Here is a 25,078-nt window from a genome sequence, read left to right as displayed (position 1 = left end):
GCCGCGGCCCCGTTCAAACGGAAAGCCCCGCCGCAGCGGGGCAGGGGTATGCAGCAAACGCCGGGCTCAGAGATCGGCCAGGGTCTTGATGTGGGCAACGACGCTGCGCGCCAGGGACGACAGGGAATAGCCCCCCTCGAGCAATGACACGATGCGCCGGTTGGCCGACTCGGCGGCAACCGCCTTGAGCTGCTCGGTCACCCACATGTAGTCGGCCTCCACCAGCCCCAGGGAGCCCATGTCGTCCTCGTAGTGGGCGTCGAAGCCGGCGGAGATGAAGATCATCTCGGGTGCATGGTTGCGCAGGGCCGGGATCCAGATGTTGGTGACGATTTCGCGAAACACATCGCCGCGACTCCCCGCCTTGATGGGCACATTGACCATGTTGGGCGCCGGGTTGTCGGCGCCGCTGTAGGGATAGAAGGGGTGCTGGAAGATGCTGACCATCAGCACCCGGGGGTCGTCCTTGAAGATGTCCTCGGTGCCATTGCCGTGATGCACGTCGAAATCGATGATGGCCACGCGCTTGAGGCCGTGCTCATCGAGGGCATGGCGGGCCGCAACAGCCACGTTGTTGAAGAAGCAGAAGCCCATGGCCTTGGCGGCCTCGGCATGGTGGCCGGGCGGGCGGATGGCGCAGAAGGCATTTTCGGCCTGCCCCGACATCACCAGGTCGGTGGCGTAGATGCCGGCACCGGCCGAGCGCAGTGCGGCTTTCATGGAGTTGGGGCACAGGGCGGTGTCCGGGTCCAGGTGACGGATGCCATGCTCGGGCACGCTGGCCAGCAGTTCTTCCACATGCTCGCGGGGATGGGCCCGGGAGATCTGGTCGACGCTCGCGTTCGGCGCGTCGTGAAAGGACAGGTACATATCGAGGCCGGCAGCGATCAGACGGTCATTGATCGCCCCGAGACGCTCGGGAGATTCGGGGTGATGCTCACCCATGTTGTGCAGCCAGCAATCCCGGTGCGTGATGAATGCCGTACTCGTCATAAACTCTCCCCTGCCTCTCGCGATTCGTCTTCGATATCTGTCGATTTTCGCAGCCGTCGAACGCCTGCCTCGAAACGCACTCCATGCCACTAGGGAGCCACGTCCGGAAGCCGTTCCCGGAATGCTGTTGTGCAAGCATTATCCCCTTAACTTCACTCTGAAAAAAGCCTGCGCCATGCCGACCCACATCGCCACCCGACTGATCGACGCTGCCAGCCGGATCATCCTCGGCAAGGACGAGGCCATACGCCTTGCCCTGGCCTGCATGCTGGCCCGCGGGCATCTGCTCATGGAGGACATGCCCGGCGTCGGCAAGACCACCCTGGCCCATGCTCTGGCCCACCTGCTCGGGCTGAAGTTCCAGCGCATCCAGTTCACCAGCGATATGCTTCCCGCCGACATCCTTGGGGTCTCGGTGTTCGACCAGCGGGATGGCGCCTTCCGCTTTCACCCCGGCCCGGTATTCAGCGAGATGATCCTCGCCGACGAGATCAACCGGGCCACGCCCAAGGCCCAGAGTGCCCTGCTCGAGGCCATGGAGGAACGCCAGATCAGCGCCGAGGGGCACACCTACCCGCTGCCGGCATCCTTCTTCGTGATCGCCACCCAGAATCCGGCGGACCAGATCGGCACCTTTCCCCTTCCCGAAAGCCAGCTCGACCGCTTCCTGATGCGCATCTCCCTGGGCTATCCGGACCCGGCCTCCGAACGGGCGCTGCTCGCCGGCGAAGACCGGCGCGAGATGCTGGCCCGCCTGCCGCCCGTGCTCGCAGCCGGTGAGCTGGACATGCTGCTGGCCGCCAGCCGTCGGGTCCATGTCGGCCCGCGCCTCCTCGACTACGTCCAGGCCCTGCTGGCCCGCAGCCGCGAAAGTGCAGACTTCGCCACCGGGCTCTCGCCCCGCGCCGGCCTCGCCCTGCTCTCGGCGGCCCGGGCCTGGGCCCTGCTGGCGGGACGCGACCACGTGCTGCCCGAGGACGTCCAGGCCGTGCTGCCTGCCGTGGCCGGCCACCGCCTGCGCCCTGCCGGTGAAACCCCATTGCGCCCCGACGAACTGACCCGCCGCCTGCGCGACGCGGTGCCACTGCCCTGATGGATCTGCCCGCCCTGCGTGCAGCCCTGCACCGCTGGCTGTTCCGGGTCAGCGGCCCGGAGCCTGCGCCGATCCAGCTCGGCCAGCGACGCATCTTCGTGCTGCCGACACGCTTCGGGCTGGCCTTCGCGCTGACCCTGCTGGTCATGTTGCTGGCCTCCATCAACTACACCCTGAGTCTGGGATTCGCGCTCACCTTCCTGATCGGCAGCGTGGCCTGGGTCAGCATCCACCACGCCTTCCGCAATCTGGTCGGGCTGAGCGTCACGCCCGGCAAGGCCGAGGCGGTGTTCTGCGGTAGCCCGGCGCGCTTCGGCATCATCCTGAACAACCCGGCGCTGCGCCCCCGCCAGGGCCTGCACCTGGCATCGAGCCGCGCCAGCGAGGCCCTGCACAGTGCCGCCCCCTTCGACATCGAAGCCTGTAGCAGCACCGTCCAGGACATCCACCTCGCCACGCACCACAGGGGCTGGCTCCCCCTGCCCCGCCTGACCCTCGAAACCCGGTACCCCCTCGGCCTGATCCGCGCCTGGAGCCTGTTCCAGCCCGACGTGCGCTGTCTCGTCTACCCGACCCCGGAAGCGGACGGCCCGCCGCTGCCCGTCGGTCGCGACACCGACTCGGGCCTTGGCGGGCGAGGGAGTGGGCAGGACGACTTCGCCGGCCTGCGCCATCACCAACCGGCCGATTCGCCCCGCCACGTGGCCTGGAAAGCCGTGGCCCGGGGAGGCCCGTGGCGCACCAAGGAGTTCGACGGCGCCGGCGCCCGGGATGTGCAGCTCGACTGGAAGCGCATGCCCGCCGGCATGGGCATCGAAGCCCGCCTGGCACGGCTCACCCGGTGGGTGATGGAGGCCGATCGGGCCGGCATCGACTTCGGATTGAGCCTGCCCGGTGCAGAGATTCCCCCGGGCCGGGGACAAGCTCACCGCCACGCCTGCCTGACCCGGCTGGCGCTGTTCGGACTGCACGATGACTGAGCCCCGCCTGCATCCGGATCAGACCGCCTGGCTGCTGGCCTGCGCCATCCTCAGCCTCGCGCCCCACGCCAGCCACCTGCCCCTGTCCCTGATCAGCGTGTGCGCCCTGCTGCTGGGGTGGCGCGGCCTGCTGGCACACCAGGGCCGGCCCCTGCCCCACCGCTTTCTGCTGTTCGCCCTGGCAGCCAGCCTGGTGGCCCTTGTGGCCGTGGAATTTCAGCGCTTCTTCGGTAAGGAGCCGGGCATTGCCCTGCTCGCCGGCCTGCTGAGCATCAAGCTGCTGGAGACCAATAACGCCCGGGACGCTCGCACGGTGGTACTGCTGAGCTTCTTCATGCAGATGGGCCTCTTCCTGTATCAGCAGAACATGGGCGTGGCGGCCCTCGCCCTGGTCGGCAGCGTGGCCACCGTAGGGGCTCTGCTGGCCCTCGAAGGCCGGGCGGAGGCAGCCCGCACCCGCGCCCTCGCGGCCGCACGCCTGGTGCTGCAGGGCCTGCCGCTGATGGCCGTGCTGTTCGTGCTCTTCCCCCGCATCCAGGGACCCCTGTGGGGGCTGCCGGCCGATGCCTACACGCACCGTACCGGCCTCTCCGACAGCATGGCCCCGGGCGATATGGCCCGGGTCAGCGAGTCTGCCGCCATCGCCTTCCGCGCCCGCTTCGAGGGCGACCCGCCCCCCCCGGCCGAGCGTTACTGGCGCGGCCCGGTGCTGAGCGACTTCGACGGCCGCACCTGGCGCCAGGGCCGCCACAGCGTGGCCGAGGCCCCCGCCTACCGCAGCCAGGGCACGGCCTACACCTACACCCTCACCCTCGAACCCCACAACCAGCGCTGGCTGCTGGCCCTGGATTTCCCGGCTGCCGCGCCCGGTCTGCGTTACAGCAGCGATTTCCAGCTCCTCGCCCAGGCGCCTTTGCATACCCGCCAGCGTGTGGATCTCGTGTCCCACCCGGGCACCCCGGTAGGTCTCAATGAGCCGGATGCGGTACTGCGCCAGGCCCTGGCGCTTCCGCCGGGCAGCAACCCGCGTACTCGCGCCCTCGGCGCCCGCCTGCGCACCGAGGCGCGGGCATCCAGTGACATCCCGGCCCTCGCCATCGCCCACTTCCGGGCCAGCAAGCTGGCTTACACCCTCGACCCCCTGCCCCTCGGACGGGATGACGTGGATAGCTTCCTGTTCGACACCCGCCAGGGCTTCTGCGAGCACTTCGCCGCCGCCTTCGTCGTCACCCTGCGCGCCGCTGGCGTTCCCGCCCGGGTCGTCACCGGCTACCAGGGCGGCGAGATCAATGCGGTGGACGGCAGCTTCGTGGTGCGCCAGTCCGATGCCCATGCCTGGGCCGAAGTGTGGCTGGCCGGCAAGGGCTGGCAGCGCATCGACCCGACCGCCGCCAGCGCTCCGCGGCGCATCGACAGCGGCCTCGCCGGAGCTCTGCCCGACATGGACCGCCTGCCCCTGCTGGTACGCAGCGATCTACCCTGGCTGCGTACGCTGCGCGACAACCTGGAAGCCATCGACAACCGCTGGAATCAATGGGTTCTCGGGTACAATCCGGCGCGCCAGCAAGCGCTGCTTTCCGCGCTGGGACTGGCCCGGACCGACTGGACGACACTGATAGCCCTCATGGCAGCGGCGGGCACCGTCGTGGCGGGTCTGCTGGCCGCCTGGGCCCTGCGCCCGCGCTCACCGGCCGATGCTATCGACCGCGACTGGGCGCGCTTTTGCCAGCGCCTGGCAGCCCTCGGGCTCCCCCGGGAAACATGGGAAGGCCCCCTCGACTACGCCGGCCGGGTCGCCCACCAGCGCCCCGACCTGGGCCCTGCCGTCGCTGCCATCGCGGCCGATTACGCCGCCCTGCGCTACGGCCCGGCCACCACCGACACCTTCGCCAGCCGGCGCTTCCACCAATCCATCAAGAACTTCCGTCCCCGATGAAAACCGCAACACATCGCCAGCGCTCCGGCCCCCTGATCGCCCTGCTCACGGCCCTCGCTTTCACGAGCCCCCTTCAAGCCGCCGAGCGCTACGCGGACCGGCCGGAAACCCAGCAATTCATCGAGGAGATGCAGCAGCGCCATGGCTTCGACAAGGATGCCCTGACCTACATCTTCCGCCGCGCCCAGTACCTGCCATCGGTCATCAAGGCCATCTCCCCGCCCCGCGACCCGGTCGCCGTACGCTCCTGGCAGCGTTACCGCAGCCGCTTCATCGAGCCTGTGCGGATCAAGGCCGGCATCGCCTTCTGGGAGCGCCACCAGGACAGCATCCGCGCCGCCAGCGAGAAATATGGGGTCCCGGAGGAGATCATCGTCGGCATCATCGGCGTGGAAACCATCTATGGCCGCAACACCGGCAACTACCAGGCGGTGTCGGCCCTGTCGACCCTGGCCTTCGACTACCCCCGGCGCGCCGAGCTGTTCCGCGGCGAACTCGAGAACCTGCTGCTGATGGCCCGCGAACAGGGGCGCGACCCCCTCGACTACCAGGGCTCCTACGCCGGCGCCCTGGGCTTGCCCCAGTTCCTGCCCAGCAGCGTGCGCAACTATGCGGTGGATTTTGACGGAGACGGCCAGATTGACCTGCTGAACAGCCCCAGGGATGCCATCGGCAGCGTCGCCCGCTACATGCAGATGCATGGCTGGGAGAGCGGTGCGCCGGTTGCCGTGCGCGCCAGTGTGGGCACTGATGCCAACCTGATGCCCCTGCTCGCCAACGACATCAACCCGGCCTTCGACGCCAGCACCCTGGCCAGCCATGGCGTCAAGGCGGCCAGCGGCGAAACGCCTGCCGGCAAGGCCGCCTTCGTCGAGCTCGTGACGCCCGGCGAGGACAGCGAGTACTGGCTGGGCTACCAGAACTTCTATGTCATCACCCGCTACAACCGCAGCAGCTTCTATGCCATGTCGGTATTCCAGCTGGGCGAGGCCGTCAAGGCCGCACGCCTGGCTGCGGTGACGGCGCGTCGCTGAACTTGGGGAGCTAGTCCAACAACCCCAGCACCTTCTCGGGCGGGCGGGCCACCACGGCCCGCTCACCACGAACCACGATAGGCCGCTCGATGAGGATGGGGTGGGCCACCAGGGCATCCAGCCACCCCTCCTCGTCCAGCTCACGCCCCTGATACTCCGACTTGTAGATGTCCTCGCCCTTGCGCACCAGGGACTCTGCCGTCACACCCAGCTTGCGCAGCAGCCCGGCCAGTTCGGCCCGGCTCGGTGGCGTCTTGAGATACTCCACCACCTCCAGGGCAAAGCCCCGCTCCTGAAGAAGGGCGCAGGCCGCACGGCTCTTGGAACAACGGGCGTTGTGATACACGCGAAGGGTTTCGCTCATGGCAGTGGACTTGGGGGGATTTGAGGGGGGTGGCCGCAGCCACCGGGAAAGCTACAGCAGCACGTCCTTCGACACCCCGCGCCGCTTGATGATGCGGCGCAGCTGACCGAGGGCCTCCAGCTGGATCTGACGCACCCGCTCCCGGGTCAGGTCCAGGCTGTCGGCAAGCTCCTCAAGGGTCCGCACCTCGCACTCATCGAGACCATAACGATGGCGGATGACGAGGCGCTGCTTTTCACTGAGCTGACCGATCCACTCCCTGACAAGGGTTTCGACTTCCAGATCCTGGATCTGCACGTCCGGCGTCTCGGCGTCGTCATCGGCCAGGGACTCGCCGATGGACAGGGTGGGGTCAATGTCGAGGGGGGCATCCAGGGATGCAGTGTGCTCGTTGAGGGCCAGGATGGCGCGCACATCCTCCACCGGGCGATCGAGCCGCCGGGCCACCTCTTCCAGGGTCGTATCCCCGTTGCCGGCAGCCTCCAGCTGACGCTGGGCACGCAGCACCTGGTTGAGTTCCTTGACCACGTGCACCGGCAGACGGATGGTGCGCGACTGGTTCATGATGGCCCGCTCGATGTTCTGGCGGATCCACCAGGTGGCATAGGTGGAAAAGCGGAAACCCCGCTCGGGATCGAATTTTTCGAGGGCGTGGATGAGGCCCAGATTGCCCTCCTCCACCAGATCGAGCAGCGGAATGCCCCGGTTGAGGTAGTGCTTGGCGATATTCACGACTAGGCGCAGGTTGCGCTCGATCATGGTCTGGCGCGCCTCGAAGTCTCCCAGCCGGACCCGCCGCGACAGGGCCAACTCTTCCTCCGCGGTAAGCAGCGGATTGGCCCCGATCTCGTTGAGATATAGCTGGGTGACGTCGCCCAGGAAGTCGGTGTCGGGCGACGCCGCCGGCACTTCGAGGAAGACCTCGACCTCCGGGGGCAAGTCCGGCTCGGGGGTTTCCAGTTCCTCAGGCGCTGCCGGATCGTACATGGATTCCTCTCTGGATCATGGGGCACAGCGTGGCCGGAATCGCGAAGCTCCGACACTGTCAGGCCTGGCCCCTTCACCGTCATCACGGAGGGTGAGGGCCTGGCATCGGTTGTCCTGCCGTCAATACACTGCCTCGCTCACCCCGGAAATCCGGAGTGAATCAGCGCGGCGGGAGGTACTTGCCCGGATCGACCGGCTTGCCCTGCCGCCGGATCTCGAAATGCAGCTTCGGACGATCACTGTCGGTGTCACCCAACTCGGCAATCTTCTGGCCCTTGCTCACTGCCTGCCCTTCCTTGACCAGCAGACTCTGGTTGTGGGCGTAGGCACTCAGGTAGCTGTTGTCATGCTTGACGATCACGAGTTTGCCATAACCGCGCAGCCCCGTGCCGGCATAAACGACGCGCCCGCCTGCTGCCGCGAGCACCGGATCACCCGGCTTGCCAGCCAGATCCACACCCTTGCTGGAGGTTTCGTTGAAGCCGGCGATCACTTTGCCGGCGGTAGGCCAGGCCCACTCGATCGTGCCGTTTCCGTTGGCCTTGCCGTCTTCAGGGCGGGGCTCCGGCTTCGCCTCGGGTTTTGCCTCAGGCTTCACCTCGGGCTTCACTTCGGGCTTGGGCTCCGGCTTTGGATCAATCTTGGCAATGACGATCGGGGCCTCCGGCTTCTGGGCCTGGGCCCAGGCCTGTTCGGAGTAAGGCAGCTTGCCACCCTTGGGCTCACGCCGCACCCCATCGGCCGGAACCGCCACGGGCGCTGTCGTCGTCGCGGGAGTTGCCGCCGGACGCACCTCGACGGTGGAGGTGGTCACCGGCCGGGTCACGGCAGTCGACTCCGGCGGACGCACCCGCAATTCCTGCCCGACCTCGATCAGATTGGGGTTCTCCAACCCGCTCCAGGCGGCGATATCCCGGTAATTCTGGCCATGGTCGAGGGCAATACGGATGAGGGTGTCACCCGGTTTGACGATGTAATAGCCCGGACGTGCCACCCGGGGAGGCGCCGGTGGCGCCTCGGTCTTTTCGGTACTGGTGACGACAGGCGGGCGGGTACGCTCGGCCACGGGCGCCGGTGAGTTGGTGGCACAGCCGGTCACGCCAAGAGCAAGCGCGAGGGAACACAAGGTAAAACGCGACAACTTCATGCTTTCTGGGAACTTCATTCGGTGCCGGGCAGCAGCGGTACAAAGCGCACTGCACTGAGGCGTGTTTCTCGGATTCCGCGCGCGTTGCGTTCAATCAGCACCAGGATCTGCTCGGCAGCCCCCACCGGCAGGATCAGGCGCCCGCCTTCGGACAGCTGGTCCACCAGGGCCTGGGGCACCTTGGGTGCCGCCGCCGCGACGATGATCGTATCGTAGGGTGCAGCCTCGCGGAGGCCCAGGCTGCCATCGGCATGTTTCAGCCGCACATTGGGCAGGCGCAGGTGACGCAGATTGTTGCGTGCCCGGTCGAGGAGCGGCCGCAAGCGTTCGACGGAATAGACTTCGGTGGCCACATGGGACAGCACGGCCGCCTGGTAGCCGCAGCCGGTGCCCACCTCGAGGGTCTTGCCCAGCTCGCGGCCGGCCCGCAGGATCTCGATCATCCGCGCCACCACGAAGGGTTGCGAGATGGTCTGCTGCAGGCCCAGGGGCAGGGCCGTATCCTCATAGGCGCGGGAGGCAAGCGCCTCCTCGACAAACAGGTGACGGGGTACCGCCATCATCGCCGCCAGCACACGCTCGTCACGCACGCCCTGCTCGCGCAGGCGTTCGATCATGCGCGTGCGTGCCCGCTGGGCGGTCTGCAGTGCGGCCCGCAAGACCTCGCTGCTCATTTGCCCAGCCAGTCCCGGACGGTGGTGATCTGCCCCTGGTGGGTCAGGTCGATCTGCAGGGGGGTGATGGAGGCGTAACCATTGGCAACGGCATGGAAATCCGTGCCCTCGCCGGCGTCCTGGGCCGCGCCCGCGGCGCCTACCCAGTACACGGTCTCGTTGCGCGGCGTGACCGACTTGATCGTCGGCTCGGCCTTGTGGCGCTTGCCCAGGCGCGTCACCTGGATGCCCTTGATCTGCGCGTAGGGCAGATCCGGCACGTTCACGTTGAGCAGGGTCGGCACCTTCACCGGATCGCGCTGGAAACGTTCGACGAGCTCCCGGGCGATGCGCGCCGCACCTGAAAAATCGGACGCGCCCTTGGCAACCAGGGAGATGGCAATGGCCGGAACGCCCAGCAGGAAGCCTTCGGTGGCCGCCGCCACGGTGCCGGAGTAGATGGTGTCATCCCCCATGTTGGCACCATGATTGATGCCCGACACCACCATGTCCGGCAGCTCGTCGAGCATGCCGGTGACCGCCAGATGCACGCAGTCGGTGGGAGTGCCATTGACATAGTGAAAACCGCTGGCCGCCTTGCGCAGGGACAAGGGCCGATCCAGGGTCAGGGAGTTGCTGGCGCCACTGCGGTCCCGCTCGGGCGCCACGACAGTCACTTTTCCAATCTCGGAGAGCGCAGCCGCGAGGGCTTGCAGGCCGGGGGCAAAATAACCATCGTCATTGCTCAGCAGAATACGCATGGGGGACCGGAATCAGGCTTTGTGGCGTTGGAGTCGGACTCGCGGGATCGGCTGGCCGGACAGGCTGGCGCCCGAACTACGAGCGGCACTGGCTAAACCCCGAATGGGCCTTGAGTTTAGCAGAGTCGGCTTCGCAGCCGCTAGGCGCTCGCCGCAGCAACGCCCGGCGAACCAAGGCCCACCGCCGAGGTCTGCACCATGAGTCTGTTGCGGGCACCTGTAATTTTTGGCGCCCTGCTCCGTCTACCCGACACTCCCCTTCCGGTATGCCCATCATGCTGATCCGCCACCCCACCCCCATCCTGCCTTCCGAGATCACCGCGCCCGATCTGTACCGGGAGCGCCGCCGCTTCATGGGCCTGGCCGGCAGCCTGGCCCTTGCCGGCAGCCTGCCCGCCGGGCTGGCCCACGCCGCCCCGTCGCCCCTCGGCCCGATCACGAAAAGCCCCCTGAGTACCACCGAGAGCCAGACCTCCTACAAGGCGGTTACCACCTACAACAACTTCTACGAACTGGGCACCGACAAGGAAGACCCAGCCCAGAACACCCACCGGCTCAAGCCCGCCCCCTGGACGGTGCGCATCGAGGGCCTGGTCAACAAACCGCGCACCTTCAGCATCGACGAGCTCCTCAAGCTGGCGCCGCTGGAAGAGCGCATCTATCGCATGCGCTGTGTCGAGGGCTGGTCGATGGTCATCCCCTGGGTCGGCATCCCTCTGGCCAGCCTGCTCAAGCTCGTCGATCCCCAGGGCAGCGCGCGCTTCGTGGAGTTCATCTCCCACTACGACAAGGCCACCATGACCCGCGGCGTTCTGGACTGGCCCTACAACGAGGCCCTGCGCCTGGACGAGGCACGCCACCCCCTCACCCTGCTGGCCCTCGGCCTTTACGGCGAGGTGCTGCCCATCCAGAATGGGGCCCCGTTACGGCTGGTGGTGCCCTGGAAGTACGGCTTCAAGAGCGGCAAGTCCATCGTCGCCATCCGCCTCACCGAGAAACAGCCCGTCACCGCCTGGATGAAAGCCGGTCCGTCGGAATACGGCTTCTACTCCAACGTCAATCCCGAGGTGGATCACCCGCGCTGGAGCCAGGCCACGGAGCGGCGCATCGGTGAGTTTTCGAAGCGCAAGACCCTGATGTTCAACGGCTACGCCGATCAGGTGGCATCCCTCTACACCGGCATGGACCTGCGCCGCAACTTTTGACCCGATTGAAGTCGACACCCATCATGACACCCGGCAAGACCAGCCTCTCCGCCATCAAGGCCGCCCTCTTCCTGCTCTGCCTGACGCCCGCCTTCCTGCTGTGGCGCGGCCTGGAGACGGACAGCCTGGGCGCCAACCCCATCGAGGCCCTGACCCGCAGCACCGGCGAATGGACCCTGCGTTTCCTGCTCATCACCCTGACGGTGACGCCCCTGCGCAAACTCACCGGCTGGCACTGGATCCTGCGCCTGCGCCGCATGCTCGGGCTGTTCGCCTTCGCCTACGCCACGGCGCACCTGGCCACCTATGTGTGGCTGGATCAGTTCTTTGACTGGGAGGCCATCGCCCGGGACATTCTCAAGCGCCCCTTCATCACCGTCGGCTTCGCCGCCCTGGTGTTGATGGCGCCCCTTGCCGCCACCTCGAGCAACTTCGCCATCCGCCGGCTTGGCGGCCGTCGCTGGCAGGCCCTGCACCGGGCGATCTACCCGATCGCACTGCTCGGCTGCGTGCATTTCTGGTGGCTGGTCAAGAAGGATGTCACCTGGCCGCTGATCTACACGGTGATCGCCGTCGCCCTGCTCGGCCTGCGTGCCTGGTGGCGAGAGCTGGAACGCCGCAAGCAGCTGGCCGGCGGCTATCTGCCGCAGGAGCCGAAGTTCGAGGGCAAGGTCATCAAGATCTTCGCCCGCTGACCTCACCGGGCAGCATCAGGCCTTGGGCCGGATCGCCGACTTGGGCCGGAAGGCCTTGACCACCTCGTCGTGGGTTTCAATGTACGGCCCGCCGATCAGATCGATACAGTAGGGCACGGCGGCGAAGATGCCGGGCACCTTCTGCACGCCCTCCGCGTCCCTGAGGCCCTCGAGGGTCTCCGCGATGGCCTTGGGTTGGCCGGGAAGGTTGAGGATCAGGGACTGGCCGCGGATCACCCCCACCTGACGGGAGAGGATCGCGGTGGGTACGAAGGCCAGGCTGATCTGGCGCATCTGCTCGCCGAAGCCCGGCATCACCTTGTGGGCCACGGCCAGGGTGGCCTCCGGGGTCACGTCACGGGGTGCCGGGCCGGTGCCGCCGGTCGTGAGCACCAGATGGCAACCCGCCACGTCGCAGAGTTCGATCAGGGTGGCCTCGATGGCGGCCTGCTCGTCGGGGATCAGCCGGGTCTCCATCTGCCAGGGAGAACTCAGGGCCTTGCCAAACCATGCCTCCAGGGCCGGGATGCCCTTGTCTTCATAGACGCCGGTCGAGGCCCGATCGCTGATGGAGACCAGGCCGATCTTCAGCAACTCGCTCATTCCTGTTCTCCGGGTTCCTCGTCGAAGGCGTCGGCGTCCGCTCCGGCGCCCCCCTCCTCGAGCTCGCGCAGCACCCGGAAGAGTTCGCGGAAGGCACGCGGCGGGCGGTTCTGCTCCTTCTCCTTGATCGCATTCCGACGGAGTACGCGCAGGTGCTGCAGGTCGGCACCCGGGTAGGTCTCGGCGATGCCGTGGAGGGTCTTCTCGTCTTCGAGCAGCGCGGTGCGCAGGTTCTCAAGGCGGTGCATCTTGGCCGTTTCGGTGGCCGAGACGCCCTTGAAGGCATCCAGTGCGGCCCGGATGGGCTCCGGATCGACGTTGCGCATCAGCTTGCCGATGAACTGCAGCTGACGACGGCGCGCCTCGTGGGAGGTGAAGCGCTGGTAGTCCTTGACCGCATCGCGCAGGTCTTCATCGATGGGCACCCGGGCCAGGCGCTCCTTGCCAAGCTCGGCCAGCTCGCGGCCGAGATCCTGCAGGGCCGTGCTCTCGCGCTTGAGCGCGGACTTGCTGGGGCCGGTGTCTTCTTCGTCTTCGTAGTATTTGTGCTTGGCCATCTGGGGGCGGGAAGTGCTCTGTAAGGGTAAGATTATAGCCTTTCGCTCCAGCCCCCATTCGCAAAGCCATGGCCGACAACCGTTTCAGCTTCAGTCAGGACAATCTCAAGACCATCGCCGAGGACATCCTCAAGTTCGCCCGCAAGCGCGGCGCAACGGCCTGCGAGGTGGATGTCTCCGAAGGCTTCGGCCAGTCCGTCAGCGTCCGCCGCGACGAAGTGGACACCATCGAATACAACCGCGACAAGGGCGTCGGCGTCACCATCTACGACGGCCAGAAGCGCGGCTACGCCAGCACCTCCGACTTCTCGAAGGACGCCCTCAAGGCCACCGTGGACGCAGCGGTCTCGATCGCCCGCTTCACCGCCCCCGACCCGGCCGCCGGCCTGCCTGACGAAGCCCTGCTGGCCAGAAGCTTCCCCGATTTCGATCTGTACCACCCGTGGAAGCTGAGCACCGAAGAAGCCATCGAGCTGGCCCGCCGCAGCGAGCGCGCCGCCTTCGCCGTCAGCCCCGAGATCCGCAACTCCGACGGGGCCAGCCTCTCCATGCAGGAAGCCCATTTCATCTCCGCCAACAGCCTGGGCTTCATGGGGGGCTACGCCAGCTCCCGCCACTACCTGTCGTGCTCGGTGATTGCCGGCGAGGGCGACGACATGCAGCGGGACGACTGGTACACCACCAAGCGTGATCCGTCGGAACTGGCCGACGCCGAGGAAATCGGCACCTTCGCCGCGCGCCGCGCGCTGGCACGCCTCGGTGCACGCCAGATCCCCACCTGCGAGGTGCCGGTGCTTTTCGAAGCCCCGCTTGCTGCCGGCCTGATCGGCGCCTTCGTGCATGCGGTGAGCGGTGGCGCCCTCTACCGCAAGTCCAGCTTCCTGCTCGACAGCCTGGGCAAGCAGGTCTTTCCCGGGCACATCCAGATCTGCGAACGGCCGCACCTGGCCAAGGCCTTCGCCAGCAGCCCCTTCGACGACGATGGTGTGGCCACCCACGATCGCGAGGTCATCATCGACGGCGTGCTGCAGGGCTATTTCCTGAGCACCTACTCGGCGCGCAAGCTGGGCATGCAGACCACCGGCAATGCCGGCGGCAGCCACAACCTGCTGGTCAAGCCGGGACAGTACGATCTGGACGGCCTGATCAAACAGATGGACCGCGGCCTGCTGGTCACCGAGCTGCTCGGGCACGGGGTCAATTACGTCACTGGCGACTACTCCCGCGGCGCCGCCGGTTTCTGGGTCGAGAACGGCAAGATCCAGTACCCGGTGCATGAGATCACCATTGCCGGCAACCTCAAGGACATGCTGATGGGCATCCAGGAGATCGGCTCCGATGTGCTGGTGCGTGGCTCCAAGCACTGCGGCTCCATCCTCGTCGATCGCATGACCGTGGCCGGCGCCTGATCCGCCCCGGCTGCATCAGGAATTCAGGTTTTCGTCCATAACGACATAGAAGAGGACACATCATGGAACGGCGTAGTTTCCTGAAACAAGCCACGGCCGGCGTCGCTGCCGGCGCCGTGGCCGCCCCGGCCCTTGCGGCTGATCTGCCCACCATCAAGTGGCGCCTGGCCTCGGGCTTTCCGAAGACCCTGGATGCCATCTATGGCGCCACCGAGACCGTCGCCCGCCGCGTCGCCGCGGCCACCGGCGGCAAGTTCCAGATCGGCCTGTTTGCCGCTGGCGAGATCGTGCCCACCCCTGGCGTCCTGGATGCGGTCAAGGACGGCACCGTCGAGATGGGGCATGCCGCCTCGTATTGGTACATCGGCAAGGACCCGGCCCTGGCCTTCGACACCGCCCTGCCCTTCGGCCTCAACAGCCGTCAGCAGACCGCCTGGATGTTCGACGGCGGCGGCCTGGAGCTGATGCGCGAGTTTTTCAAGGACTACAACATCGTCAACATCCCCTGCGGCAACACCGGCACCCAGATGGGCGGCTGGTTCCGCAAGGAGATCAAGAACCTCGACGACCTCAAGGGTCTCAAGTTCAGGGTTGGCGGCTTTGCCGGGCAGGTGCTGGCCCGCATGGGCGTGGTGCCCCAGCAGATCCCCCCCGCCGACATCTATCCGGCTCTGGAGAAGGGCACCATCGACGCCACCGAATGGATCGGCCCTTACGATGACCATAAGCTCGGGTTCAACCGGGTCGCCAAATACTATTACTACCCGGGCTGGTGGGAAGGTGGCCCCCAGCTGTCGATCTACGTGAATGCCAAGCACTGGGCCTCCCTGCCCAAGGAATACCAGACCATCCTGGAAGACGCCTGTGCCTATGCCCACGCCGAGATGCAGGCGGCCTACGACGTCAAGAACCCGACAGCCCTCAAGCAGCTGATCGGCTCCGGCACCCAGTTGCGCCCCTTCCCCCACGAGATGATGGCCGCCGGCTACAAGATCGCCACGGAGCTCTACGAGGAAACCGCGGCCAAGAACCCCAGGTTCAAGAAGATCTACGAGCCCTGGAAGAAATTCCGCGACGACCAGCTGCAGTGGTTCGCAGTGGCCGAGAATCGCTTCGACAACTTCATGCAGGCGGCCCGCACCGGCAAGGGCCGCAAGTAAGGCCCACGCCATCAAGGCGTTCGGGGGGCGGCTCAGGCCGCCCTCGCCACGTTCAGCCCGGCTGTCGGACACGCGGCGAATTTGCGCAAGGCAGCATAGGGTTTTCCAGACTGTGCGGGGTCTGGGGGGTCATGAATAATCAGCCCACCTTTCGTAGAGATTCCCAGAGGAGACAAAGTGGAACGACGTTCATTCATCAAGAAGGCCGGTGTCGGCGTAGCCGCCGGTGCAGTGGCAGCTCCTGCCCTCGCTGCCGAACTGCCCACCATCAAGTGGCGCCTGGCCTCCAGCTTCCCGAAATCCCTCGACACCATCTACGGCGGCGCCGATGTGATGGCCAAGCGTGTAGCCGCCGCCACTGGTGGCAAGTTCCAGATCCAGGTCTTCGCGGCGGGTGAAATCGTCCCGGGCCCGGGCGTAATGGATGCTGTCAAGGATGGCACCGTCGAAGTCGGCCACACCTGCTCCTACTACTTCATCGGCAAAGACCCCACGTTCGCCTTCGACACCGCAGTGCCCTTCGGCCTCAACAGCCGCCAGCAGACCGCCTGGATGATGGAAGGCGGCGGCCTCGAGCTGTTCCGGGAGTTCTTCAAGGACTACAACATCCACAACATCCCCTGTGGCAACACCGGTGCCCAGATGGGCGGCTGGTTCCGCAAGGAGATCAAGTCCGTCGAAGATCTGAAGGGTCTCAAGTTCCGCTGCGGCGGCTTTGCCGGCCAGGTGCTGGCCAAGCTCGGCGTGGTGCCCCAGCAGATCCCGGGCGGCGACATCTACCCCGCCCTCGAGAAAGGCACCATCGATGCCGCCGAATGGATCGGCCCCTACGACGACCTGAAGCTCGGCTTCAACAAGGTGGCCAAGTACTACTACTACCCGGGTTTCTGGGAAGGCGGCCCGCAGATCTCCCTCTACGTGAACGCCAAGCAGTGGGCCTCCCTGCCCAAGGAATACCAGACCATCCTGGAAGACGCCTGCCTGTACGCCCACGCCGAAATGCAGGCCCGCTACGACGCCAAGAACCCGACCGCCCTGAAGCAACTGGTTGGCTCCGGCACCCAGCTGCGCCCCTTCCCCAATGAGGTCATGGCTGCCGCCTACAAGGCCGCCCATGATCTCTACGAGGAAACCGCCGCCGCCAACCCCAAGTTCAAGAAGATCTACGAAGCCTGGAAGAAATTCCGCGACGAGCAACTGCAGTGGTTCTCCGTAGCCGAAAACCGCTACGACAACTTCATGCAGGCGGCCCGCAGCGCGAGCGCCAAGGCCAAGAAGTAAGCCGCTTCCACAGCCTGTCCAAAGGGGTCGTGCATGGCACGGCCCCTTTTGCGTTAACCCCCTGCCCAGCGCCCGCCCCGGGACAAGCTGGACATTTTTTGCGAGGATGACGGCTTACTGCGCCTCGGAAAGCCCTTTTCATGATCCAAGCCATCGCCCTGCTCCTCGCCTTCCAGCTCGCCGGCGAAACCCTGCGCGTCGCCCTTCACCTGCCCGTTCCGGGCCCGGTCATCGGCATGGCTCTGCTGCTCGTCTGGCTGGTGCTGCGGGGCGGCCCCGACGACGCCTTGCGCGGCACCTCCGGCACCCTGCTGCAACACCTGTCCCTGATGTTCGTACCCGCAGGCACCGGCGTGATGCTCCACGCCGGACGGCTCGCCGACGAGGCCTGGCCCATCGCCGTAGCCCTGGTCGCCAGTACCCTGCTCGGCCTGCTCGCCACCGGGCTGAGCCTGCACTTTCTGACCCGTCACCGCTCCGGGAGCCCCCGATGAACGGCGACGCCATGACCGAGATCTGGGTCTATCTCTCTGCCCAGCCCCTGCTGTGGCTCACCCTCACCCTCGCCGTCTATATCCTGGCCATCGCCCTGCACCGCCGGGCAGGCGGGCATCCGGCCGCCAATCCGGTGCTGATCTCGGTGAGCATCCTCGTAGCGCTGCTGCTGCTCACCGGCACACCCTACCAGCGCTACTTCGACGGCGCCCAGTTCGTCCATTTTCTGCTCGGCCCCACCACCGTGGCCCTTGCCATCCCGCTGCACAGCCAGCTGAAAAGACTGGTCAGCATGGCCGGCCCCCTGGTGATCGCCCTGATGATCGGCTCGCTGACTGCCGGCCTGTCCGCCTATGCCATCGGCTCCCTGCTCGGTGCCAGCGCCCCCACCGTCGCGTCCCTCGCCCCCAAATCGGTCACCACCCCCATCGCCATGGGTATCGCCGAACGTCTCGGCGGCCTGGCCTCCCTGACAGCGGTCTTCGTCATCCTCACCGGCATCTTCGGGGCGATCTTTGCCGACGGCATCCTCAAGCGGGTCGGCGTGAAGGATGAGGCCAGCGTCGGCTTTGCCCTCGGCCTGGCGTCCCACGGCATCGGTACGGCCCGGGCATTTCAGCTCAGCGAGCAGACCGGCGCCTTCGCCGCCCTCGCCATGGGGTTGAATGGCCTGTTCACCGCCATCACACTACCGTGGCTGCTGCCCTTGATGGCCGCCATCATCCGGTAGTGCGCTTTACGCAGTGACGTGAGGTCAACCAGGGTTCCCCCAGCTTGTAGCAGTCCGCTCCGGCCCCGATAATCAGGGCCGTCTGCCTTTTGCTGCACTGCAACCATGGATCTGCTGATCGACGTCATCCTGCGTGCTGGCCGCTCTGCGGTCGAACTGTCCTTCTTTGTCCTGCTGCCGGTCATGGTGGTGATGCTGTCACTGATGCGCCTGCTCGAAGCCCGGGGGGTGCTCGACTGGGTGGTCGCCCGCCTGGCCCCCAGCCTGCGCCCGCTGGGCCTCACCGGCCTGGGCGTGTTTGCCGCCCTGCAGATCAACTTCGTCAGCTTCGCCGCCCCGGTGGCCACCCTGGCGATGATGGACCAGCGGGGTGCCTCCAGCCGGCACCTGGCCGCCACGCTGGCCATGGTGATGGCCATGGCCCAGGCCAATGTGTCCATGCCCATGGCCGCCATGGGCCTGCATTTCGGTGTCGTGCTCGGCTGGTCACTGGTCGGGGGGCTGGCGGCAGCGGCAGCTACCTACTATGGCTTCGGCCGCAGCCTCTCGGTGGCAGAACGCCCGGTGGATGAAACCCTTCATCATCCGGTGGCCGATAACGCCAAGGGCGTGCTCGACGTAATCAACCGGGCCGGCGCAGAGGCCTTCAAGATCGCCGTCGGCGCCATTCCGATGCTGGTCCTGTCCCTCACCGTGGTGCTGGCCCTGCGCCGCCTGGGCGCCCTGGACGCCCTGACCACACTGCTCTCTCCCCTGCTGCTGGGCATCGGCGCCGACCCCGGCCTGATCCTGCCCACGCTCACCAAATACCTTGCCGGGGGCACGGCGATGATGGGCATCATGGACGAGATGATCCGCGCCGGCACAGCCAGTGCCGCCACCCTCAACGGCGTAGCTGCAGGGCTGCTGATCCATCCCCTGGACATTCCCGGTGTGGCGGTGCTGATCTCCGCTGGTAGACGTGTCGCCGACGTCTGGAAGCCCGCCGCCCTGGGGGCGGGCGTGGGCATCCTGGTGCGCATGGCAGGTCACGGTCTGGTTGCTTGAGTCGACTCCATCACACGCCTTTTGCGGCGGCGCGGCATTTCACTAGGCGAAATGAGCAGACCTGCGCTAACATCCGCCATCCCTGATTCACTGGCAGAAAATCCGTTGTCCACGCAAGAACCCGCGAAGAATCCGATCCAGGTCATTGAGCGCATGATGACGCTGCTCGACGTCCTGGCCCGGCACCCCGACCCTGTTCCGCTCAAGCAGCTCGCGGCGGAAACCGGGCTGCACCCGTCCACGGCCCACCGTATCCTGGGCGCCATGACCGGCAGCGGCTTTGTCGAACGCAGTGACGCCGGCGTGTATCGCCTTGGCATCCGCCTCCTCGAACTTGGCAGCCTGGTCAAATCGCGGATTTCCCTGCGGGAGACGGCCATGGCGGCGATGCTCAAGCTGCACGCCACCACGGGCGAGAGCGTGAATCTCGGTATCCGTGCCGGAGACGAGATCGTGTATGTGGAGCGCACCTCCAGCGGTCGCTCCTCCGTGCGCGTGGTCCACATCGTCGGCGCCCGGGCCCCCCTGCACACCACCGCCACCGGCAAACTCTTCCTGGTCGAGGACGGCCCCCAGAAAGTCAAGGAATACGCCCGCCGCACCAGCCTACCAGGCACCACGCCCACCTCCATCACCACCCTGTCGGCCCTTGAAAAAGAGCTCGACAAGGTGCGCCGCCATGGCGTGGCCTACGATCTGGACGAAGTGGAAAACGGTGTCCGCTGCATTGCCGCGGGCATCCGTGACGACAGTGGCGAACTGGTGGCAGGTCTGTCCCTGTCGACACCCGCCGAGCGCTTCGACCCTGACTGGGCACCGCTCATCCGGCAGACCGCCGACGAGATCTCCAATGCCCTCGGCTATCAGCCTCCGCCAGGACGCTGAGCCCACCGGGGCACGGCACGCCGAAAACAATGAATGAAGGGCGCCAGCGGCGCCCTTCATTCATTGTGGGGTTAGACAGGAATCAGGGATACAGGGCTCAGGTCGCCGGACCGCGCACCTGCGCCGCCAGCTTCTGCTGGGCCGCGGCGCTCTCCAGCCAGCGCTTGACCCGCTGGGCATCCGCCACCCGAGTGAAGCGCCCCAAGGAATCGAGCAGCACGATGATCATCGGTTTGTTGAGCAGCCAGGCCTGCATCACCAGGCACTTGCCCGACTCGTTGATGAAGCCGGTCTTCGAAACACCGATCTGCCAGTCGGGACTGCTGACCAGCGCATTGGTGTTGTTGAACTGACGCGGACGACCGTTGAGGTAGACCACGTAGTTGGCGGTGGTCGAAAACTCGCGGATCAGCGGGTAACGGGAGGCAGCGGAGACCATCTTGACCAGATCGCGGGCGCTCGACACATTGGCCGAATTGAGGCCGGTGCTGTCGGAGAAGCGCGTATCCCGCAGCCCCAAGGATGCCGCCTTGCGGTTCATGGCCTGGATGAAGGCATGGGTACCGCCCGGATAGGTGCGAGCCAGCGCGGCCGAAGCCCGGTTCTCGGACGACATCAGGGCCAGGCGCAGCATGTCCTCCCGCGCCAGCTCGGTACCAACGGGCACGTGGGAGCTGCTGCCACGCAGGGTGTCCACGTCTTCGTGGGCAATGGTGATGAGATCCCCAAGACCCAGGCGGGCGTCCAGCACCACCATGGCCGTCATCAGCTTGGTGATGGAGGCGATGGGCAGCACGGCGTCGGAGTTCTTCTCGAGGATCACGTTGCCGGTGGCCTGATCGGCAATCATGAAGGCGGCGGAGTGGAGCAGCGGATTGCCGTCGTTATCCACCTCGGCACTCACCGCCGGCACGGCACGGGACGCCACGGCTGCCGCGGCCAGGTGCTGACGACCCTTGACGGCAGCCAGTCGGCCACCGTCCCGGGACTTGGCCTGCCTGTCCACCTTCTCAGGCGCAACCTTGGCCACCCGCGTGGATTTCTCGGCCTTGGCGGCGGAAACCTTCTTGGTGGCGACCTTGGCGACGGGAGCCTTCTTGGCAGCGCCACGCTGCGCAGCAGCATGGGCACTGCCCGCGGCCACGGAAGCCAGGGCAAAAACGCTCAATACGGCCAGTACGGTATTACGGATTTTCATGGTTTCAAAACTGGATCGTGAGCCGGAAGCGGGAGGCTTCCGAAATTGCAAATTCTTCAGGGCTACGGTTCCGCGCCGGCTGCATCGTCTCGATTCAGGATCGAGCGGAAACCGGACATCCCTGATGTGTGTTCAAAGCCTGCCTGTTCTTAACGGCAGACTTCTATTCAAAATAATGGGTTATTTTAAATATCTGAAGTTTTTTGTGAATGATTTTTTTGCGACCTTTACATCTTTGATGCCACTACGCCCGGGGGCCCGGCGCTCAGGTGCCCTCCACACGCAGAAAGCGGGCAAGCTCGGCTCGGCGGCTCATGGCATCCCGATACCCCAACTCCATCAACGAGCGGGTGTAAGCCCGTTCGAAAAGCAGATAGGAGAGCAGTACTGATCCGTTCTTGCGCGTTGCACCAACGCCGCGCAGGACGAGCCTCAGGGCCCGCGGCAACGCCGCGCGATGGCGGGTCGCAAGATAGTCGAGTCGCTGGGAAGGCGCAATCACCAGCGTCTCGATCGGCTTCAGGGGAATGCCGCTGGCGAGTCGCTGCTCGGGCGTCAACGCCCCCACCGTGGCATTGATCCGCTCCAGCCGCTCCAGATCCATCGCCAGACCATCGAGAAAGATGCTCGATAACGCGTGACCGGCCACCTGGGCCGGTGAGGGATAAGCGTCGGTGCGCTGGCGTGCCTCTTCCGACCGGCGCCCCCCCGCGATCACCAGGATGCGGTCAGCCCCGAGATGGATGGCCGGGCTGATGGGGGCGAGCTGGCGCATGGAGCCGTCGCCGAAATACTCGCGGTTGATCCGCACCGCCGGAAACACGAAGGGAATGGCGCTAGAGGCCAGCAGATGCTCGACCTTCAGCTGGGTGCGCACACCGATGCGCTGGGCCCGCCGCCAGGGTTGCAGGTCTTCACTGCCCTGGAAGAAGGCCAGGCTCTCACCCGAGGTATAGCCCGAGGCGGTAATCGAAATGGCCTGCAGATGGCCCGCCGAGATGGCCTGATCGATGGCGCCGAAGTCGAGCTGGGCCTCCAGCAGGGCACGCAGGGGAGAGTTGTCGAGCAGGGCGCGGGGCGACTGATGGATCAGCCAGCCCAGGAAGATGGCCGACCCCCAGCGCATCACCGACTCGGCAATCGCCAGAGTATCGGCGCGATAGACGTGATCGACCCGGAAATTGCGCCAGATGTAGGCCAGCTTGCGCACGGCCTCGTCGAAGTTGGCAGAGAACACCGCCAGGGCCACCGCATTGACGGCCCCCGCCGAAGTACCGCACAGGATGGGAAAGGGATTGCCGGGGCGCTTGCCCCAGACATCCCGGATGGCAATGAGGACACCGACCTGATAAGCCGCCCGCGCCCCACCGCCCGTCAGAACCAGCGCCGCCCTGCCCTCATCCATCCCGCCCCTCCGTGAAGTGTTTCACGGAGTTTAACGGCAGCGGGATGAAAGGGCTGAGGGTGTGACGCTCAGCGACCGGCTTCGACCACCGTCAGCGCCGTCATGTTGATGATCCGCCGCACCGTGGCGGTGGGCGTCAGGATGTGCACCGGCTTGGCCGAACCGAGCAGGATCGGACCGATGGTCATGCCTTCGCCGGCCGCTGTCTTGAGCAGGTTGAAGGCGATGTTGGCGGCATCCAGGGTCGGGAAGATCAGCAGGTTGGCATCGTCCTTCATCTTGGCGTTGGGGAAGATCTGCCTGCGGATGTCCGCGTCCAGGGCAGCATCACCGTGCATCTCGCCTTCAACGTTCAGATCCTGGTGTTCGGCATGGAGCATCACCAGGGCCTTGCGCATCTTCTCGGCCGTCGGCGAGTTATCGGTGCCGAAGCTGGAATGGGACAGCAGGGCAACCCGCGGCTGGATGCCGAAGCGCCGCACCTCGTCTGCCGCCAGGCGGGTCATCTCCACCACCTGCTCGGGGGTCGGATCGTAGTTCACGTAGGTATCACACAGGAACACCGTGCGGCCCGGCAGGGACAACAGGTTCATGGTGTAGAAGTTGCGCACCCCCTTCTGGCGGCCCAGCACCGTCTCGATGAACTTGAGATGCAGGCCGTGCATGCCATAGGTGCCACAGATCATCCCGTCACCGTAGCCGAACTTGAGCAGCAGGGCCCCCAGCAGCGTGGCGCGGCGGCGCACCTCGCGCTTGGCGTAATCCACCGACACCCCCTTGCGCTCCATCAACGAGTGATAGTGGCTCCACAGCTGGTCATAGCGCGGATCGGAGTCCGGATTGACCATCTCGTAGTCCAGCTCCGGGCGCAGCCGCAGGCCGAAGCGCTCGACGTTGGCAGCCACCACTTCGGGGCGGCCGATCAGGATGGGGCGGCACAGACCTTCGTCCACCACCGTCTGCACGGCGCGCAGCACGCGCTCGGCCTCACCCTCGGAGAAAATGATGCGTTTGGGCGCCCGCTTGGCCGCCTGGAACACCGGCTTCATGACCAGGCCGGACTGCCACACGAAGTTGTTGAGCTGCTGGCGGTAAGCCTCGAAATCGGTGATGGGCCGCGTCGCCACGCCGGACTCCATGGCCGCACGGGCCACCTCCGGGGCGATCTTGACGATCAGACGGGGATCGAAGGGCTTGGGAATGATGTACTCCGGGCCGAAACCCGACACCTTCTCGCCATAGGCCGCGGCCACGATGTCGGAGGCCTCGGCGCGGGCCAGCTCGGCAATCGCCTTGACCGCGGCCAGCTTCATCTGGTCGGTGATGGTGGTGGCCCCCACGTCCAGCGCCCCCCGGAAGATGAAGGGGAAGCACAGCACGTTGTTGACCTGGTTCGGATAATCCGAACGGCCGGTGGCCATCAGGGCGTCGTCGCGCACCTTCTTGACCTCTTCGGGCAGGATCTCGGGGGTCGGGTTGGCCAGGGCCATGATGAGGGGCCGGGAGGCCATCTTCGCCACCATTTCAGGCTTCATCACGCCACCCGCTGACAGGCCGAGGAACACATCGGCGCCCTCGATGATCTCGCCCAGCTTGCGTGCGTCGGTCTTCTTGGCGTAACGGGCCTTGATCGGGTCCATCAGGGTCGTGCGCCCTTCATAGACCACGCCCTCGATGTCGGTCACCCAGATGTTTGCCACCGGCACACCCAGCATCACCAACAGATCCAGGCAGGCCAGGGCCGCCGCGCCGGCGCCGGAGGTCACCAGCTTGACCGTGCTCAGGTCCTTGCCCAGCAGATGCAGGCCATTCAGGATGGCCGCGCCCACCACGATGGCGGTGCCGTGCTGGTCATCATGGAAGACCGGGATCTTCATCCGCTCGCGCAGCTTGCTCTCGATGTAGAAGCACTCCGGCGCCTTGATGTCCTCGAGGTTGATGCCGCCGAAGGTGGGCTCCAGGGCCGCGATCATGTCGATCAGCTTGTCCGCGTCCGGCTCGTCGATCTCCAGATCGAACACATCGATGCCGGCGAACTTCTTGAACAGCACCCCCTTGCCCTCCATCACCGGCTTGGCCGCCAGCGGGCCGATGTTGCCCAGGCCGAGCACGGCCGTGCCGTTGGTGACGACGCCGATCAGGTTGCTGCGGGAGGTGAGGCTGGCGGCCTCGGCCGGATCCTCGACGATCGCATCACAGGCCGCGGCCACCCCGGGGGAATAGGCCAGCGACAGATCCTGCTGGTTGGTCAGCGCCTTGGTCGGCGCGATAGAGATTTTCCCGGGCTTGGGCAGGCGGTGATACTCGAGTGCGGCCTGGCGAATCTGCTCATCCATCGTGTTGTCCCTCTCCGTTAGGTTGTGTACGTGTGTGGCCATCATCGGGCCAAACGGCATTTACGACAATTCGTGACATCCACAGCATCCGGCCTTGACGGTCGGGTGACTCCGAGGTCCGAGC

The 25,078-nt window shown here is 66.1% G+C and carries 24 protein-coding genes; 13 read left to right on the top strand and 11 right to left on the bottom strand.

Annotated elements, in window-relative coordinates; all coding sequences use genetic code 11:
* Positions 1-66 precede the first annotated feature (66 nt).
* A complete protein-coding gene (locus L6Q67_RS08440) occupies positions 67-993 on the bottom strand; it encodes a histone deacetylase family protein (RefSeq protein WP_296568032.1) in 927 nt (308 codons plus the stop codon).
* A 175-nt stretch (positions 994-1,168) separates the two neighbouring features.
* On the opposite strand from L6Q67_RS08440, the gene L6Q67_RS08435 reads away from it, so the two are divergent.
* From L6Q67_RS08435 to mltB, 4 genes are read left to right on the top strand one after another with little or no spacing between them, the layout of a single operon-like run.
* Positions 1,169-2,086 (top strand): MoxR family ATPase, encoded by a 918-nt coding sequence (locus tag L6Q67_RS08435; protein ID WP_296568030.1) that lies wholly within the window; start codon positions 1,169-1,171, stop codon positions 2,084-2,086.
* On the top strand, positions 2,086-3,066 hold the full coding sequence (locus L6Q67_RS08430) for a DUF58 domain-containing protein (RefSeq protein WP_296568028.1): 981 nt from the start codon (positions 2,086-2,088) through the stop codon (positions 3,064-3,066). Before L6Q67_RS08435 ends, L6Q67_RS08430 begins: the two co-directional genes overlap by 1 nt.
* A complete protein-coding gene (locus L6Q67_RS08425; protein ID WP_296568026.1) occupies positions 3,059-5,002 on the top strand; it encodes a DUF3488 and transglutaminase-like domain-containing protein in 1,944 nt (647 codons plus the stop codon). Before L6Q67_RS08430 ends, L6Q67_RS08425 begins: the two co-directional genes overlap by 8 nt.
* Positions 4,999-6,036, top strand: coding sequence for a lytic murein transglycosylase B (mltB, locus tag L6Q67_RS08420; protein ID WP_296568024.1), 1,038 nt, complete (start codon positions 4,999-5,001; stop codon positions 6,034-6,036). Before L6Q67_RS08425 ends, mltB begins: the two co-directional genes overlap by 4 nt.
* 10 nt (positions 6,037-6,046) lie before the next feature.
* On the opposite strand, the gene arsC is transcribed toward mltB, so the two are convergent.
* From arsC to surE, 5 genes are all read right to left on the bottom strand, one after another.
* On the bottom strand, positions 6,047-6,400 hold the full coding sequence (gene arsC, locus L6Q67_RS08415; RefSeq protein WP_296568022.1) for an arsenate reductase (glutaredoxin): 354 nt from the start codon (positions 6,398-6,400) through the stop codon (positions 6,047-6,049).
* 51 nt (positions 6,401-6,451) lie between these two features.
* Positions 6,452-7,387 carry an RNA polymerase sigma factor RpoS gene (rpoS, locus tag L6Q67_RS08410; protein WP_296568020.1) on the bottom strand — a complete coding sequence of 312 codons (936 nt, stop codon included), beginning with the start codon at positions 7,385-7,387 and terminating at the stop codon, positions 6,452-6,454.
* A gap of 160 nt (positions 7,388-7,547) precedes the next feature.
* Entirely contained in the window at positions 7,548-8,534 is a 987-nt protein-coding gene (locus L6Q67_RS08405) for a peptidoglycan DD-metalloendopeptidase family protein (RefSeq protein WP_296568018.1), read from the bottom strand.
* Between the two features lie 14 nt (positions 8,535-8,548).
* Positions 8,549-9,208 carry a protein-L-isoaspartate(D-aspartate) O-methyltransferase gene (locus L6Q67_RS08400; RefSeq protein ID WP_296568016.1) on the bottom strand — a complete coding sequence of 220 codons (660 nt, stop codon included), beginning with the start codon at positions 9,206-9,208 and terminating at the stop codon, positions 8,549-8,551.
* Positions 9,205-9,948, bottom strand: coding sequence for a 5'/3'-nucleotidase SurE (gene surE / locus L6Q67_RS08395; RefSeq protein WP_296568014.1), 744 nt, complete (start codon positions 9,946-9,948; stop codon positions 9,205-9,207). Before surE ends, L6Q67_RS08400 begins: the two co-directional genes overlap by 4 nt.
* 275 nt (positions 9,949-10,223) lie before the next feature.
* Here surE and msrP point away from each other — a divergent pair, with 275 nt between their 5' ends.
* Together msrP and L6Q67_RS08385 are read left to right on the top strand one after the other, a co-directional pair.
* Positions 10,224-11,153 (top strand): protein-methionine-sulfoxide reductase catalytic subunit MsrP, encoded by a 930-nt coding sequence (msrP, locus tag L6Q67_RS08390; protein ID WP_296568011.1) that lies wholly within the window; start codon positions 10,224-10,226, stop codon positions 11,151-11,153.
* Positions 11,154-11,176: 23 nt separating this feature from the next.
* Positions 11,177-11,848, top strand: a complete 672-nt coding sequence (locus tag L6Q67_RS08385) for a sulfite oxidase heme-binding subunit YedZ (protein ID WP_296568009.1) — start codon at positions 11,177-11,179, stop codon at positions 11,846-11,848.
* Between the two features lie 15 nt (positions 11,849-11,863).
* Here the strand turns inward: L6Q67_RS08385 and mog are convergent, their stop codons facing one another.
* Entirely contained in the window at positions 11,864-12,451 is a 588-nt protein-coding gene (mog, locus tag L6Q67_RS08380) for a molybdopterin adenylyltransferase (protein ID WP_296568007.1), read from the bottom strand.
* A complete protein-coding gene (gene yjgA / locus L6Q67_RS08375) occupies positions 12,448-13,008 on the bottom strand; it encodes a ribosome biogenesis factor YjgA (RefSeq protein WP_296568005.1) in 561 nt (186 codons plus the stop codon). The genes mog and yjgA overlap by 4 nt, the downstream gene beginning before the upstream one ends.
* Before the next feature lie 68 nt (positions 13,009-13,076).
* Between yjgA and pmbA the strand changes: the two genes are divergently transcribed.
* From pmbA to L6Q67_RS08340, 7 genes are all read left to right on the top strand, one after another.
* Positions 13,077-14,417, top strand: coding sequence for a metalloprotease PmbA (gene pmbA, locus L6Q67_RS08370; protein WP_296568003.1), 1,341 nt, complete (start codon positions 13,077-13,079; stop codon positions 14,415-14,417).
* A gap of 62 nt (positions 14,418-14,479) precedes the next feature.
* On the top strand, positions 14,480-15,577 hold the full coding sequence (locus L6Q67_RS08365) for a TRAP transporter substrate-binding protein (protein ID WP_296568000.1): 1,098 nt from the start codon (positions 14,480-14,482) through the stop codon (positions 15,575-15,577).
* Positions 15,578-15,754: 177 nt separating this feature from the next.
* The gene (locus L6Q67_RS08360; protein ID WP_296567998.1) at positions 15,755-16,858 is read left to right on the top strand and encodes a TRAP transporter substrate-binding protein; all 1,104 of its coding nucleotides are present in this window, start codon (positions 15,755-15,757) and stop codon (positions 16,856-16,858) included.
* 140 nt (positions 16,859-16,998) lie between these two features.
* The gene (locus L6Q67_RS08355) at positions 16,999-17,352 is read left to right on the top strand and encodes a CidA/LrgA family protein (protein ID WP_296567996.1); all 354 of its coding nucleotides are present in this window, start codon (positions 16,999-17,001) and stop codon (positions 17,350-17,352) included.
* The gene (locus L6Q67_RS08350) at positions 17,349-18,083 is read left to right on the top strand and encodes an LrgB family protein (RefSeq protein WP_296567994.1); all 735 of its coding nucleotides are present in this window, start codon (positions 17,349-17,351) and stop codon (positions 18,081-18,083) included. Before L6Q67_RS08355 ends, L6Q67_RS08350 begins: the two co-directional genes overlap by 4 nt.
* Positions 18,084-18,188: 105 nt before the next feature.
* Positions 18,189-19,130: a nucleoside recognition domain-containing protein gene (locus L6Q67_RS08345; RefSeq protein ID WP_296567992.1), complete on the top strand. Its 942-nt coding sequence runs from the start codon at positions 18,189-18,191 to the stop codon at positions 19,128-19,130.
* A 153-nt stretch (positions 19,131-19,283) separates the two neighbouring features.
* On the top strand, positions 19,284-20,015 hold the full coding sequence (locus tag L6Q67_RS08340; protein WP_296567990.1) for an IclR family transcriptional regulator: 732 nt from the start codon (positions 19,284-19,286) through the stop codon (positions 20,013-20,015).
* A gap of 97 nt (positions 20,016-20,112) precedes the next feature.
* Here L6Q67_RS08340 and pbpG read toward each other — a convergent pair whose 3' ends face one another.
* From pbpG to L6Q67_RS08325, 3 genes are all read right to left on the bottom strand, one after another.
* Entirely contained in the window at positions 20,113-21,213 is a 1,101-nt protein-coding gene (pbpG, locus tag L6Q67_RS08335; protein ID WP_296567987.1) for a D-alanyl-D-alanine endopeptidase, read from the bottom strand.
* Positions 21,214-21,478: 265 nt separating this feature from the next.
* Positions 21,479-22,618 carry a patatin-like phospholipase family protein gene (locus L6Q67_RS08330; protein ID WP_296567985.1) on the bottom strand — a complete coding sequence of 380 codons (1,140 nt, stop codon included), beginning with the start codon at positions 22,616-22,618 and terminating at the stop codon, positions 21,479-21,481.
* 68 nt (positions 22,619-22,686) lie between these two features.
* Positions 22,687-24,954 (bottom strand): NADP-dependent malic enzyme, encoded by a 2,268-nt coding sequence (locus tag L6Q67_RS08325; protein WP_296567983.1) that lies wholly within the window; start codon positions 24,952-24,954, stop codon positions 22,687-22,689.
* Between the last annotated feature and the right edge of the window lie 124 nt (positions 24,955-25,078).

Source organism: Zoogloea sp., from assembly GCF_023150065.1.
In the GTDB taxonomy this organism is placed as follows: Bacteria; Pseudomonadota; Gammaproteobacteria; order Burkholderiales; family Rhodocyclaceae; genus Zoogloea.
The sequence above is the reverse complement of the archived record's forward strand: the minus strand, read 5'-3'. Positions and strand labels throughout refer to the sequence as shown.

Bases quoted from the DNA above. Each gene is read 5' to 3' on its own strand.
- L6Q67_RS08440 (WP_296568032.1), bottom strand. From the start codon at position 993: ATGACGAGTACGGCATTCATCACGCACCGGGATTGCTGGCTGCACAAC.
- L6Q67_RS08435 (WP_296568030.1), top strand. From the start codon at position 1,169: ATGCCGACCCACATCGCCACCCGACTGATCGACGCTGCCAGCCGGATC.
- L6Q67_RS08430 (WP_296568028.1), top strand. From the start codon at position 2,086: ATGGATCTGCCCGCCCTGCGTGCAGCCCTGCACCGCTGGCTGTTCCGG.
- L6Q67_RS08425 (WP_296568026.1), top strand. From the start codon at position 3,059: ATGACTGAGCCCCGCCTGCATCCGGATCAGACCGCCTGGCTGCTGGCC.
- mltB (WP_296568024.1), top strand. From the start codon at position 4,999: ATGAAAACCGCAACACATCGCCAGCGCTCCGGCCCCCTGATCGCCCTG.
- arsC (WP_296568022.1), bottom strand. From the start codon at position 6,400: ATGAGCGAAACCCTTCGCGTGTATCACAACGCCCGTTGTTCCAAGAGC.
- rpoS (WP_296568020.1), bottom strand. From the start codon at position 7,387: ATGTACGATCCGGCAGCGCCTGAGGAACTGGAAACCCCCGAGCCGGAC.
- L6Q67_RS08405 (WP_296568018.1), bottom strand. From the start codon at position 8,534: ATGAAGTTGTCGCGTTTTACCTTGTGTTCCCTCGCGCTTGCTCTTGGC.
- L6Q67_RS08400 (WP_296568016.1), bottom strand. From the start codon at position 9,208: ATGAGCAGCGAGGTCTTGCGGGCCGCACTGCAGACCGCCCAGCGGGCA.
- surE (WP_296568014.1), bottom strand. From the start codon at position 9,948: ATGCGTATTCTGCTGAGCAATGACGATGGTTATTTTGCCCCCGGCCTG.
- msrP (WP_296568011.1), top strand. From the start codon at position 10,224: ATGCTGATCCGCCACCCCACCCCCATCCTGCCTTCCGAGATCACCGCG.
- L6Q67_RS08385 (WP_296568009.1), top strand. From the start codon at position 11,177: ATGACACCCGGCAAGACCAGCCTCTCCGCCATCAAGGCCGCCCTCTTC.
- mog (WP_296568007.1), bottom strand. From the start codon at position 12,451: ATGAGCGAGTTGCTGAAGATCGGCCTGGTCTCCATCAGCGATCGGGCC.
- yjgA (WP_296568005.1), bottom strand. From the start codon at position 13,008: ATGGCCAAGCACAAATACTACGAAGACGAAGAAGACACCGGCCCCAGC.
- pmbA (WP_296568003.1), top strand. From the start codon at position 13,077: ATGGCCGACAACCGTTTCAGCTTCAGTCAGGACAATCTCAAGACCATC.
- L6Q67_RS08365 (WP_296568000.1), top strand. From the start codon at position 14,480: ATGGAACGGCGTAGTTTCCTGAAACAAGCCACGGCCGGCGTCGCTGCC.
- L6Q67_RS08355 (WP_296567996.1), top strand. From the start codon at position 16,999: ATGATCCAAGCCATCGCCCTGCTCCTCGCCTTCCAGCTCGCCGGCGAA.
- L6Q67_RS08350 (WP_296567994.1), top strand. From the start codon at position 17,349: ATGAACGGCGACGCCATGACCGAGATCTGGGTCTATCTCTCTGCCCAG.
- L6Q67_RS08345 (WP_296567992.1), top strand. From the start codon at position 18,189: ATGGATCTGCTGATCGACGTCATCCTGCGTGCTGGCCGCTCTGCGGTC.
- L6Q67_RS08340 (WP_296567990.1), top strand. From the start codon at position 19,284: ATGATGACGCTGCTCGACGTCCTGGCCCGGCACCCCGACCCTGTTCCG.
- pbpG (WP_296567987.1), bottom strand. From the start codon at position 21,213: ATGAAAATCCGTAATACCGTACTGGCCGTATTGAGCGTTTTTGCCCTG.
- L6Q67_RS08330 (WP_296567985.1), bottom strand. From the start codon at position 22,618: ATGGATGAGGGCAGGGCGGCGCTGGTTCTGACGGGCGGTGGGGCGCGG.
- L6Q67_RS08325 (WP_296567983.1), bottom strand. From the start codon at position 24,954: ATGGATGAGCAGATTCGCCAGGCCGCACTCGAGTATCACCGCCTGCCC.